Source organism: Minwuia sp. (assembly GCF_048263705.1).
Taxonomy (GTDB): domain Bacteria; phylum Pseudomonadota; class Alphaproteobacteria; order Minwuiales; family Minwuiaceae; genus Minwuia.
In genome coordinates this window covers 62,667-75,303 of record NZ_JBLXDV010000016.1, presented here as the reverse complement: position 1 = coordinate 75,303, position 12,637 = coordinate 62,667, and the positions used below count along the sequence as shown (strand labels likewise).

The 12,637-nt window shown below is 64.3% G+C and carries 10 protein-coding genes and 1 tRNA gene; 6 read left to right on the top strand and 5 right to left on the bottom strand.

Annotated elements, in window-relative coordinates; all coding sequences use genetic code 11:
• The first annotated feature begins 146 nt into the window (after nt 1-146).
• Entirely contained in the window at nt 147-3,566 is a 3,420-nt protein-coding gene (locus ACN0X7_RS18280; RefSeq protein ID WP_417519909.1) for a toll/interleukin-1 receptor domain-containing protein, read from the top strand.
• Nucleotides 3,567-3,582: 16 nt separating this feature from the next.
• Here ACN0X7_RS18280 and ACN0X7_RS18275 read toward each other — a convergent pair whose 3' ends face one another.
• From ACN0X7_RS18275 to ACN0X7_RS18260, 4 genes are all read right to left on the bottom strand, one after another.
• Entirely contained in the window at nt 3,583-4,002 is a 420-nt protein-coding gene (locus ACN0X7_RS18275; RefSeq protein ID WP_417519908.1) for a hypothetical protein, read from the bottom strand.
• Between the two features lie 36 nt (nt 4,003-4,038).
• A complete protein-coding gene (locus tag ACN0X7_RS18270) occupies nt 4,039-4,929 on the bottom strand; it encodes an alpha/beta fold hydrolase (protein ID WP_417519907.1) in 891 nt (296 codons plus the stop codon).
• A gap of 162 nt (nt 4,930-5,091) precedes the next feature.
• Nucleotides 5,092-5,910, bottom strand: a complete 819-nt coding sequence (locus ACN0X7_RS18265; RefSeq protein ID WP_417519906.1) for a TIGR00282 family metallophosphoesterase — start codon at nt 5,908-5,910, stop codon at nt 5,092-5,094.
• Nucleotides 5,907-6,479 (bottom strand): 5-formyltetrahydrofolate cyclo-ligase, encoded by a 573-nt coding sequence (locus ACN0X7_RS18260; RefSeq protein ID WP_417519905.1) that lies wholly within the window; start codon nt 6,477-6,479, stop codon nt 5,907-5,909. Before ACN0X7_RS18260 ends, ACN0X7_RS18265 begins: the two co-directional genes overlap by 4 nt.
• A gap of 80 nt (nt 6,480-6,559) precedes the next feature.
• On the opposite strand from ACN0X7_RS18260, the gene ACN0X7_RS18255 reads away from it, so the two are divergent.
• The 4 genes from ACN0X7_RS18255 to pgmG all read left to right on the top strand — a co-directional run bounded on the left by ACN0X7_RS18255 (nt 6,560) and on the right by pgmG (nt 10,992).
• Nucleotides 6,560-7,288 (top strand): DnaJ domain-containing protein, encoded by a 729-nt coding sequence (locus ACN0X7_RS18255; protein WP_417519904.1) that lies wholly within the window; start codon nt 6,560-6,562, stop codon nt 7,286-7,288.
• Nucleotides 7,289-7,366: 78 nt separating this feature from the next.
• Nucleotides 7,367-8,245 (top strand): UTP--glucose-1-phosphate uridylyltransferase GalU, encoded by an 879-nt coding sequence (gene galU / locus ACN0X7_RS18250; RefSeq protein WP_417519903.1) that lies wholly within the window; start codon nt 7,367-7,369, stop codon nt 8,243-8,245.
• A gap of 22 nt (nt 8,246-8,267) precedes the next feature.
• Complete coding sequence (locus ACN0X7_RS18245; RefSeq protein ID WP_417519902.1) at nt 8,268-9,590, top strand: UDP-glucose dehydrogenase family protein; 1,323 nt, start codon at nt 8,268-8,270, stop codon at nt 9,588-9,590.
• Nucleotides 9,591-9,594: 4 nt separating this feature from the next.
• Nucleotides 9,595-10,992: a phosphoglucomutase/phosphomannomutase PgmG gene (gene pgmG, locus ACN0X7_RS18240; RefSeq protein ID WP_417519901.1), complete on the top strand. Its 1,398-nt coding sequence runs from the start codon at nt 9,595-9,597 to the stop codon at nt 10,990-10,992.
• Nucleotides 10,993-11,008: 16 nt separating this feature from the next.
• Here the strand turns inward: pgmG and ACN0X7_RS18235 are convergent, their stop codons facing one another.
• Nucleotides 11,009-12,124 carry a hypothetical protein gene (locus ACN0X7_RS18235; protein WP_417519900.1) on the bottom strand — a complete coding sequence of 372 codons (1,116 nt, stop codon included), beginning with the start codon at nt 12,122-12,124 and terminating at the stop codon, nt 11,009-11,011.
• Nucleotides 12,125-12,389: 265 nt separating this feature from the next.
• Here ACN0X7_RS18235 and ACN0X7_RS18230 point away from each other — a divergent pair.
• A tRNA-Arg gene (locus tag ACN0X7_RS18230) sits at nt 12,390-12,466 on the top strand.
• Nucleotides 12,467-12,637 lie beyond the last annotated feature (171 nt).

Genomic DNA, 12,637 nt, shown 5'->3' with positions numbered 1-12,637 from the left:
AGGCTTCTCTCCGCTTTCTGACTGACGACGCATCGAATACGGGATCGCGCCGGAGGCGGATCAATTGACAGTCCCGACGATCCTGCGGAATCCTGCCGCGCGTTACCCCGGCGCTTGCTGGCGGCGAACTGAACGACGGAGGATCCATGGCAGACCCTGTTCCATTACCGGACGACGGGCTGGAACTTGGCGACGACGATGCCAAGGTCTTTCTCTCCTATTCCCGCAGGGACCGGGAGCGCGCGCAGCGGATTGCCGATGTACTGAGAGAGCGGCATTTTGGCGTCTTTCGCGACACCGATGACATCCTGCCGACCGAGGAATGGCGTGGCAGACTGGAGCAACTGATCGCGGAGGCGGATACGGTCGTCTTCCTGCTCAGCCCCCATTCGGCAGCGTCCGAGGTCTGCGCCTGGGAAGTCGATCTGGCGCGCAGCCTGAACAAGCGCATCGCGCCCATCGTCATCGAAGAGGTCCCGGCCGAGGACATTCCCGAGCCGCTGACGCATCTGAACTTCATTTTCTGCACCGAACGCGACCGCTTCGAGGATGCGGTCGACAGTCTGGTCTCGGCGCTGGGTACCGATATCGACTGGATTCGGGAGCACACGCGGATGGCCGGGCTGGCCCGGCGCTGGCAGGATCAGGGCAAGCCCGCGCGTTTGCTGCTGCGGGGGCAGGATATCGCGGATGCCGAACGCTGGCGCGACGGTCGGCCCCGTGAGGCGCCTGTTCTGACGGAGGCGCAGTCGGGCTTCATCGCCGAGAGCCGGCGTCAGGCCCTCAGGCGGCAACGGTGGTGGATCGGCGGATCGTTCGGCGTCGCCGCCGCGACGCTGGCGCTGGCCGCCGTGGCCGTCTGGCAGGGCCAGGAAGCGGACCGGCAGCGCGCGGTCGCCGAAGCCAATGCCGAACGCGCCGAACAGAATGCCGCGCAGGCCGAGGCCAACGCCAGGCGCGCCGATGCGAACGCCGAACAGGCCGCAGCGCGCGCAGAGGAGGCCCAGCAGAATCTGGATCGGGCGCTGAAAACGCAGTCCCGGTTCCTGGCCGATCTGGGGGAACAGCGGACACGGGGCGCGACTATCGATTACGTCGCCGCCATGACGCTCGCACTGGAAGCGCTGCCCGATCTGACACCCGGCCCGGACGGAGAACCACTCTCGGCGCGCCCGGCCACGTCACAGGCCGAAAGGCTGCTCTACGAGGCCGTCACATCGAATCGCGAACTTCACGCAATGTCCGGACATGCCGGGGGAATCGCCTATGCGGACATCTCAGCGGACGGCCGACGCCTGATCACGACGGCAGGCGACTTCACGCCCCGGATCTGGGATCTGACGACCGGGCGCCTGCTGCATGAACTCGATGACCACGGATGGCTCGGCAATCCGGGCACATTCAGCCCGGACGGCAAGCTGGCCGTCACGTCAGAGGCCGACGACAGCAATTATGACCGCAACGTCCGCATCTGGGACGTCGAAAGCGGCGAACTGCTGCACAAGTTCGAGGCCCATGACAGTCCGGTGCTGAGCGCGATCTTCGCCGACGGCGGCAAGGTGATTGTCACGACGTCGCGCAACCGGGACGCCTGCATCTGGCGCACGCAGGATCAGTCGAAATTCTTCTGCCTTGAGGACATACCGGGCGAAATGTACGCGGACGCTTCTGCTGTTTCGCCGGACGGCAAGTGGATCGGCCTGCGCATGAAGAACGAGGTCATTCTCTGGTCGAAGGACAATCCGACGTTCCTCTGGGTGTTGCGCGGTCACAAGGCCAACATCACGAAAGCGGTCTACGGCCCCTACGGAGCCACCTTTGCGACCGGTGCCGCAGACGGTTCAATCGCGATCTGGGATCCTGACACAAGCGCCCCTTACGTCGAGCCCGGCCAGCCGTTCACGCAATCCCCGATCACCGCCATCGCCTACAGCCCTGACGGCAGAGATGTCGCTTTCGGTGCGCAGGACGGGCAGATCGCAGTCATGCGCATTCCCGACGGTCGAGTGATCGAGACATACAAGTTTGAAATCGGCATCGTCGATTCGCTCACCTACAGTCCTGATGGCACGCTGCTGGCTGCCGGCGGCAGTGAAGGCCGCGTTGTCGTTCAGCCGACGGATCGCTGGGATGGCAAGTTGACCATCCAGGGCGTTGACGGAGGCGTGGGCACGTTGAATTTCATGCCGGACGGCAAGCGGCTGGTGACCGGCGGCCGTAATGGCCGGATAAGAATGTGGACGCTGGACTCCCCGAAACTGGCGCGGCATATCGACGGTATCGGTTTCGGTTACGCCATGTCCCCGGATCGCGGCACCTATCTGGCCTCATCAAACCGGGACTCGAATCGTCTCGATATTGTGGACATGGTAACGAGCGAGCGGCGCGTTCGTGTCGATGGCCTCAGAGGGCAGATCAAGGACGTCACATTTTCCGGTGATGGCCAGCGCTTCATGGTTGCCCAGTGGGATGGCACACTGAGCCTGCACAATGCGATGGATGGCAAGCGTCTTGCCGATGCGAAACTGGCCGACGGGGATCTGAAGATCGGCGGCATGGCCGAGATCGGCAACGGTCAGGTGGCGGTGTCCTTCCACAACAACGCCGGACCGCATCCGCCGATCCGCATCATATCCTTCGACGGCGGCGCAGAAGGCGAATTGTCCGGCCCCGGACCCGGTGCGAACCGCACGCTGATCGTCAACGGGGACCGGAGCCGGCTTGCCGCCATGGGAATCAACGATGTCCGGCTCTGGAATCTGACCGATCGGAAGCTTGTGGCGGTTCTGACCGACCACGAAGCCTACATGCGGGCCATCGCCTTCAGTCCTGACGGGACGAAGCTGGCGACGGTCGCCGACGACAGCGTGGTCAGGCTCTGGAATGCGGTGGACGGCAGCCTGATTCACACCATGGAAGGCCATGGCGGCAGGCCCGACGGCTGGCGCGGTGGCGATGTCGACTACATTGTCATCAACACAGTCGCTTTTTCCGACGATGGCAAACAACTCGTGACCGCCTCGAAGGATCGCACGGCCCGCATCTGGGACGTGCAGACGGGCGAAGCCCTTGGCGAACTCACCGGCCACAGCCGCGGCGTGGCGGGCGCGCGGTTCAGTCTGGACGGGACCCTGGTGGCCACGATCTCCGACGACGGCACGGCGCGGGTCTGGGATGTCGCCTCGTCCGAAACGGTGCGCGAGATCCGGTTCACCGACAAGGAACCGAACCAGGTTCAGGCCAGGGATGTGCATTTCCTGCGCGACAGCCACAACGTCTTCATCATTTCCAGTGACGGCGGCATGATCCCTGACTTTGTGCCGGAACTTCAGACGCTGGTGGATATGGCGAAACAGAAAGTGACCCGTTGCCTGCCGACGGATGAGCGCCGGGCCGCGTTCCTCGATCCCGCACCGCCGCGCTGGTGCATCACCGGACCGGGGCTGGAAACGGAGCCGGATCCCGAAAAGTGGCAACCCGTGCAGCCATACCGTGATGCGGTCTGGCGGAACTGGCTTATGGCCCGCGACGCCGGGCAGGACACGCCACTGCCGGAACCGGAGTGAGGTGGGGGCGACCCGTTCAGGGGGCCGGCAGACAGGGCATCAGCGTGTTGTCCTTGTCCACCCAGACAACGATCCAGTACTCACGATCGCCGTCTTCCGCCATCGCATGGGCACCGGGGCACAGGTTCGTCATGATGCCGGGGGATTCGTCCCCATATTGCTCGATATTGCGTTCATAGACAGCCCGGGTCAGGTCCATCTCGATGGCATAGGCGGCCAGTTTGCTGAAGTCGATCTCTTCCCGACTGTAGCGAACGAAGTATTTCGGCGCGCCGGCGATCATGCGCACGGCAACGCCGACCGGATATCCGCCCTGATCATTGCCGGAAACCGTCGGTGTTGGCTGGTTCTGACCGGATTCAGGTACATCGGACGGGACTGCAGCCGTTGTGGTCAGCATCACAGCCCCCAGAAACACCAATGCATATCTGATCATGAAGTGCGCCTTCCTATCGTCACGGGAACTGCAACACTAACCAGCCATATCCCGCGCGTCGATCACGGCCTGCGCCCAATCCTTCGGGCTTTCCTGAGGCAGGTTATGACCTGCGCCCGCGAACGTGCGATAGGCGTAAGGTCCTGTGAACTTCTTCGCGTGGGATCTGGTGTGATCGAACAGGCCCGATGAATCGCCGTCGATGCAGATCGTGGGCACCGCAATCTCCGGCTGCTGCGCGAGTGCCGTCTCGATCTCTGCCACCGCCGGATCGCCCTCGGCCAGCCCGTAGCGGACGCGATAGGAATGGATCACGACATCGACGAAATCAGGGTTATCGAATGAAGCTGCCGAGGCTTCAAAGGTCGCATCGTCGAAAGCCCACGTCGGTGACCATGTCTGCCAGATGTAGCGGACCAGGTCGCGCCGGTTCTGCGTGAGTCCGTTCCGCCCGCGCTCGATCTGGAAATAATACTGATACCAGAAGGCGGCTTCGTATTTCGGCGGCACCGGATTCATCGACCGGGCGACATCATGGATGTTGTAGCTGTTGCCGGTGACCAGCGCCGTCGCGCGTTCGGGCCAGAGCGCGCTGACGATACAGCAGGCCCGACCGCCCCAGTCATAGCCGCCGAGCACAGCCTTGCCGATGCCAAGTGCATCCATGAACTGTTTCAGGTCGTTGCCCAGCACCGCCTGCTCGCCCGAACGCGGCGTCTCATCCGACAGAAACCGCGTCGGACCATAGCCCCGCAGATACGGCACCAGCACCCGCGCACCGGCCTCCGCCAGCATCGGGGCGCTGTCCGCATAGACTTCGGCGTCATAGGGAAAGCCGTGACAGAGAATGACCGGCCAGCCGTCCGACTGACCGTACTCCCGGTAGGCGACGTCCAGAACGCCGGCTTCGATGTGTTTGACAAGCATTTGCCACTGCCTCCTGTTTCTCCTTCCCCCTTCGAAGGGGGAAGGTCGGGATGGGGGTTGGCTGCGGTTCGTCCAGCGAATATGTCTGCCATCAAGACGGAGCCATCAACCCCCTCCGACTGCTTCGCAGCCACCTCCCCCTTCGAAGGGGGAGGTAGATAGTCAGACCACCTCCGGCATGGTCTCCGCCAGCCTGGGCCCGACACGGACAGGATCGATGCGGGTTGCAAGCCCGGTCTTGTCATCGCTCTCGACGAACACACCGCAGACCGTGGCCTCGCCGTCCGCCGGAGCGAAGCGCGCGCCGGGCGTCTTGTGGATGAAGCGGCGGATCGGTTCCGCCTTCTGCATGCCGATGACCGAATCGTAATCGCCGCACATGCCGATGTCGCTCATGTAGGCCGTGCCGCCGGAGAAGATCTGATGATCGGCAGTCGGCGCATGCGTGTGGGTGCCCACGACCATCGTCGCGCGGCCATCCAGATGATGCCCCATCGCCATCTTCTCGCTGGTGGCTTCGGCGTGCACGTCGACCAGGGTGAATTGCACCGTGCGGCCCAGCGGATAGGCGGCCAGCGCCTTGTCCACGGCGCGGAAGGGGCAGTCCATCGCATCCATGAAGATGCGGCCCATCACCTGTGCCACGGCGATCCGCCGTCCGCCGGGCACATCGTAGACACCGATGCCGCGGCCCGGTGCGCCTTCGGGGAAGTTGGCCGGACGCAGCAGGCGGTTCTCGCGCTGGAAGTGAGGCAGGATATCGCGATTGTCCCAGACGTGATTGCCGGTCACGATCACGTCCGTCCCGGCGGCGAACAGGTCGTCGCAGATTGCCGGCGTGATGCCGAAGCCGCCCGCCGCGTTCTCGCCGTTCACAACCACGAAATCCGCCTTCAGCCTTTCGCGCAGTTCGGGCAGCCGCTTGATCGCCGCCTCGCGGCCCGAACGGCCCACCAGATCGCCCAGATACAAAACCTTCAAATGAATCTCCTGATGCCCGCTTCGGTGATCAGGCCGTCCAGCCTGATGTCATGCCTGTCCTGAGGCAGTCGTGGCACAAGCTGGCACTCGAACGCCAGCCCGAAAACCGCCGCGCGGTGACCGTGCGCCCGCCATCTCGCAAGCGTGCGGTCGTAGAAGCCGCCGCCATAGCCCAGCCTGACGCCGCGCCGGTCGATGCCGACCAGTGGCGCGATCACGATGTCGGGCAGGATCAGCGGGGTCCGCGGATCGGGTTCCCGGATGCCCAGGCCGGACAGGATGAAACGGCAGTCCGGCCTGTAGTGCAGGAAGACCAGCGGCTGACGCGTGGCCACCACCACCGGCAGGCCGACGTCGATTCCGGCGTTCGTCAGGCTGCGGACCAGCGGCATCGGATCCAGTTCGTCCCGGAATCCGGCATACAGCCCGACGCGGGCCGCCGGGTACGATCGCAGAAGATTGCGGCAGTGGGTCAGCGCCGCGCGCGCGCGGATCTGACCCCCCCGATGCGGCCGCTGCTTCAGAATGCTTTTCCGAAGCGTTCTCTTCTGCGCTGCCAAATCGTTCAAGCCGCTCTCCCGCCCGCGCCCGCAAGTACCTATATTGAACCGATGAACGCTCAATATCCCATTCTTGCCGATCTTTCCCCATGAGCTATCTGATTCTCGGCCTCGGCGTGCTGATTGGCGGCGGATTGCTGGCAAAGCTGCTGGTCAATGCAGACCCGAAGCGCATCGCACAGGTGATCCGTCTCGGCGGCGGCCTGCTGCTCGGCGCGGCCGGATTGCTGCTGACCCTGCGCGGTGCCTTCTTCATCGGCGCGCCTCTGGCGTTCTTCGGCCTGATGCTGTTCGCGCGCGGTCTGGGCTGGCAGGGCGCGCCTGGTTTCAGCCTGCCGGGCTTTGGCGGTATGGGCGGCGGCGCCCGCTCGAAGGGCGGTGCATCCAGCGTCCGGACCCGGTATCTGGAAATGTCGCTGGACCACGACAGCGGCGAGATGGACGGGCTGATCCGGGAGGGCCGTTTCCAGGGCAACAGGCTGTCCGAACTCGACCAGGCCGATCTGGAAGACCTGCTGCGCGAGACCCGGCTGGACGATCCGGAGTCCGCACGGCTGGTCGAAGCCTATCTGGACAGGGCCTTCGAGGACTGGCGCGGCGCGGCGGAAACGGAGAGCGACAGGGAACAGGCACCTTCCGGCGGGCCCATGTCGCGCCGCGAGGCGCTTGAAATACTCGAACTTTCGGAGGATGCCACCGAAGACGACATCCGCGAAGCCCATCGCCGGCAGATGAAACGCCACCACCCTGATCAGGGCGGATCGGCCTGGTACGCCGCGAAACTCAATCAGGCGAAGGATCTGCTGCTGCAGAAGTGACCGCCTTTGCTTGTCGGACGCTGCCGCGCATGGCAGAAAGCCGGGGCGTGAGATCGGCAGAACGGCAGGTGAGGGCGTATGGGCGCGAAAGTTAAGAAGGCGGTGTTTCCGGTCGGGGGCATGGGCACGCGGTTCCTGCCTGCGACCAAGGCGTTGCCGAAGGAAATGCTGCCCGTCGTCGACAAGCCGCTGATCCAGTACGCGGTCGAGGAAGCCTTCGCGGCGGGGATCGAGGAATTCATCTTCGTGACCGGTCGCGGCAAGAGCGCCATCGAGGATCATTTCGACCATTCGTTTGAACTGGAGCGCATGCTGCAGGACCGCGGCAAGGCGGAAATGATCGAGGTCGCGACATCGATGATGCCCCGCGCCGGGTCCATCGCCTATACCCGCCAGATGGAGCCGCAGGGACTGGGCCATGCCGTCTGGTGCGCGCGCCATCTGGTTGGCGACGAGCCGTTCGCGGTGCTGCTGGCCGACGACCTGATCCTGTCGAAGACGGCCTGCCTGAAGCAGATGGTGGAAGCGCAGTCCCGCATGGGCGGCAACATGATCGCCGTGATGGATGTGCCCGCCGAACACACCAACCGCTACGGTATCCTCTCGCCGGGCTTTGCCCACGACAATCTGGTCGAGGTGAAGGGGCTGGTCGAAAAGCCGAAACCGGAAGATGCGCCGTCCAACAAGGCCGTGATCGGCCGCTATATCCTGCAGCCGGAAGTCTTCGAACTGCTTGAGAAACAGGAACCCGGCGCGGGCAACGAAATCCAGCTGACCGATTCCTTGGCCGCCATGATCGGCGGACAGCCCTTCTTCGGACTGACATTTGAGGGCGAACGCTTCGATTGCGGCGACAAGCTCGGCTTTCTGCAGGCGACCATCGCCTATGCGCTGGCCCGTGACGACATGGGCGAGGGCCTGCGGGACTATCTGCGCGAACTGACGCCGACACTCTAACCGACAGACACAGGACACTCCCATGAAAGTTGCAATGATCGGTGCCGGCTACGTCGGCCTGGTGTCAGGTGCGTGTTTTTCGGAATTCGGGCACGAGGTGATCTGCGTCGATGTCGATCAGCGCAAGATCGACATGCTGGAACGGGGCGAGATTCCGATCTTCGAACCGGGTCTCGATACGCTGGTCGCCAGCAATGTGCAGGCCGGGCGGCTGTCCTTCACCACCGATCTGAAAAGCGCGGTTGCCGAATCGGATGCTGTCTTCATCGCGGTCGGCACGCCCAGCCGGCGCGGGGAGGGCGATGCCGACCTGTCCTACGTCTATCAGGCGGCCAAGGACATCGCCGCGGCGACGGACGGGACCAAGGTCATCGTCACCAAGTCCACGGTCCCCGTCGGTACCGGTGCCCAGGTCAAGCGGATACTGGCGGAGGCCAATCCGTCCGCCGCGTTCCACGTCGTGTCCAATCCGGAGTTCCTGCGCGAAGGCGCGGCCATCGAGGACTTCATGCGGCCCAACCGCATCGTCTGTGGGGTGGAAAGCAAGTACGCCCGCGACATGATGCGTGAACTCTACCGTCCGCTGTTCCTGAACGAGACGCCGATCGTCTTCACCTCGCTGGAATCGTCGGAGATGATCAAGTACGCCGCGAACTGCTTCCTGGCGACCAAGATCACCTTCATCAACGAGATCGCCGACCTGTGCGAGAAGGTCGGGGCGGACGTGCAGTCGGTCGCCCGCGGCATCGGGCTGGACCGGCGCATCGGCAACCTGTTCCTGCACCCCGGCCCCGGCTTCGGCGGCTCGTGCTTCCCGAAGGACATCCGGGCGCTCGCCGCCACGGCAGAAGCCTTCGATGCGCCGCTGCACATCGTGGAGACGGTCAACAGCATCAACGAGAACCGCAAGAAGGCCATGGCCGAGAAGATCATCGCCGCCATGGGGGGTGACGTGACGGGCCGCACCATCGCCATCCTCGGCGTGACCTTCAAGCCGAACACCGACGACATGCGCGAAAGCCCCAGCCTGGACATCATTCCGGCGTTGCAGAAGGCCGGAGCCACGATCCGGGCCTGCGATCCGGAGGGGATGCGCGAGGCCGCCGAGCTGCTGCCCGGCATCGAATGGCTGGATGACCCCTACGATGCGATGGACGGTGCCGACGCGGTGGCGATCCTGACCGAGTGGAACCACTACCGGGCGCTGGACAAGGAGCGGATGAAATCCCTTCTGAACCGGCCGCTGATGATCGACCTGCGTAACATCTACGGTGTCGAGGAGATGGAAGCCGCCGGGTTTACCTATCACAGCGTCGGCCGCATGCCGGTCAATGCGGGAGCCTGAGGCCATGACCGCAGTAGAGGCATCGCCGCATTCCTTTCACCCGACCAGCCTGCGCGAATACGACGTGCGGGGCACCTATGGCACGACGCTGACGGAAGATGACGCGCGCGCGCTGGGCCGGTCGTTCGGATCGATCGTGCGGCGCAACGGCGGCAGGCATGTCGCCGTCGGCTATGACGGACGCCTGAGTTCTCCGCCCTTGTCGGCCGCCCTGATCGAGGGGCTGAACGCCACCGGCTGCGATGTGACCGATATCGGTCTGGGACCAACCCCGATGCTGTATTTCGCGACCTATCACCTGCCCGCCGACGCCGGGATCATGGTCACGGGCAGTCACAATCCGCCCGACATGAACGGCTTCAAGATGATGCTGTCGGGTGGGCCGTTCTTCGGCGCGGACATCCAGAAGCTGGGCGAACTGGCCGCCGCCGCCGACTGGGAAAGCGGCGCGGGCTCATCGACTGTCGCGGACATCTCGGAAGCCTATGTCACCGAAGTCGTCGCCGCCTACCGCTCGGATCGCCAGTTCTCGGTGGTCTGGGACTGCGGCAACGGCGCCGCGGGTGCGGTGATCGACGAGATCGTGCGTCGCCTGCCGGGCCGGCACGTCGTCCTGTACGGCGAGGTGGACGGCACCTTCCCGAACCATCACCCCGATCCCACGGTGCCGGAGAACCTGCGGCAACTGGCGTCCACCGTGCGCGGAACGGGGGCCGACCTGGGCATCGCGTTCGATGGCGACGGCGACCGTATCGGCATCGTCGACAACGAGGGCCAGATGCTGTTCGGCGACCAGATCGTTCTGCTGCTGGCGCGCGCGGTGCTGGCCGAGAACTGCGGCGCGACGATCATCGCCGACGTGAAGGCCAGTCAGGTCCTGTTCGACGGGATTGCCGAAGCGGGTGGCGAACCGTTGATGTTCAAGACCGGGCACTCGCTGATCAAGGCGAAGATGGCCGAGCTGAAAAGCCCGCTCGCCGGTGAGATGTCGGGCCATATCTTCTTCGCCGACCGGTATTACGGGTTCGACGATGCGCCGTACGCCGGCATCCGCTTTCTGGACATGCTCGCGGAAGTGGACGAGAGCGTTGCCGACCTGCGCAAGGGCATGCCCCAGTTCGTGAACACGCCGGAACTGCGCTTCGACTGCGATGACACGCGGAAGTTCGATGTGGTGACCGAGATCGTCGCCAGGCTCCGGGCCGATGGCGTGCGCTTTTCCGACGTGGATGGCGCACGCGTGATGACCGATGACGGCTGGTGGCTGATCCGGGCATCGAACACGCAGCCCGTTCTGGTCGCGCGGTGCGAAGCCTCAAGCGAGGATGGGCTTGCGCGCCTGAAGGCGCTGCTGGTGGATCAACTGGAGAAGAGCGGCATCACGCCTCCGGAAGGCCTGTGATCGCCTCGCTCGGAGATTACCTGACGTAGACGTGCACCTCGGACGTGCGCGCGCCCTGGTTCGTCGTCGAGGCCAGCGAGACCCGGTCCGCCGGCAGCCCCATGCCGGTCAGTGTCTGCAACACTTCATCGGCCCGCTTGCGCGACTGCGATCGCAGCAGTGCGATATCGGCTGGCGATCCCTGGCTGGGCGAGACGGCGACCAGATCGAAGCGCGCACCCGGCTGCTGATCCAGCGCCCGGCTGACCGCGGTATAGAGCGCCTGCTTGTAGTCGACATTCGGACGGTCGAAGCGGATCACCACCAGCGGCCGGCCCGTGGCAGGTGCCGGGGTCACGTTGCGCGCGTTCAGGGCGGCAACCGACGGCAGGTAGGCGCGTGACGCCAGGCTGGCACCGTACAGCTCACCGTTCTTGATTGCGAGTGCGAGGGAACCGAGGTTGCGGCGCTCGTTGCCGACATACGCGGTCTGGCGGCTGACATCCTCGGACAGTTCATTCAGCAGCCGGTCGACGACGACCTGCGTGCGGTTGATGTCGTCTTCCAGCACGGCCAGATTGGCGTGATCCTGGTCGACGGCACCGGAGATGCCATAGGTTGCGCGGGCGGATTCGAGCAGGAATGCCGCCAGGCTGGAATCGGAGGCGACGTCATTGGCCAGCTGGTTCATGGCCGCGATGTCGCGGCTGACGCTGTCCAGTTCGTTCTGCGCCTGATTCCACTGATTGATCAGCACCGGGTTGCCGGGCGTCGAGCCGACCTGAAGCTTGGCTTCCATGGCGGCGACGGTGCCGTGATAACGCTGGGCGTTCTGGATGGTGGAGGTGCGGATCTGCTGCAGGCTTTCGTTGCGCTGGTTCAGGCGCGACTGAAGCTGCTGCAGTTCATCGGAAAGCTGTTGCACCTTTTGCCCGACGATCGTGCCCGTACTGGCCAGATCCCGGGATGCGGGCGCGTTGAACGAACTGCTGCCCAGTGGCGGCTGGCCCGCGACTGCGGACGCGCCCACCACCGTCGTGGACGTGCCTGTGGCGCTGGCAGCGTCGGCGGCGTCAGCGCGCGCCGGTACCTGATCACCTTCGCCAGCCAGCGACGGCCAGACAGAATCAGACAGGTCGGAACAGCCCGCCATCAGGACCATTCCACTCGCTGCTAAGGCCCGTAAGCCGGTCTTAAGCATCCTCAATCGTCCGCCCATCCCTGTCGCGTTGCCGTCTTCTGGCACAAGCCCCGAATCATGTCGATCCTATCTCAAGCTACCTTAAGGTAACAACAAAGCCTTGTTTATACGGACCGGAATACCTGCCAAAAGCCCGCTTGCCAAGGAGAAAGGCATCGCGTATAGCACACGCCGCGCCGGAGGACGTCGGTTCTCCGGCCGGTCGGATACGGCATTGGCGCCGGTAGCTCAGCTGGATAGAGCACCAGACTACGAATCTGGGGGTCGGGGGTTCGAATCCTCCCCGGCGCGCCATTTCTTCCTCGCGGATTGATTTGAGTGCTGCGGGCGAGACGACGCTGCATGCTCGAAAGGCGCCGTGGCCATGCGCACGTCGATCATGTCAGAGACTCGCGCGCAAGAGCGGATCATCTGAGAAGACAGTTCATTTGGTGTTCGTTCTTCGGCCATGGGCCAGGGTGTCCC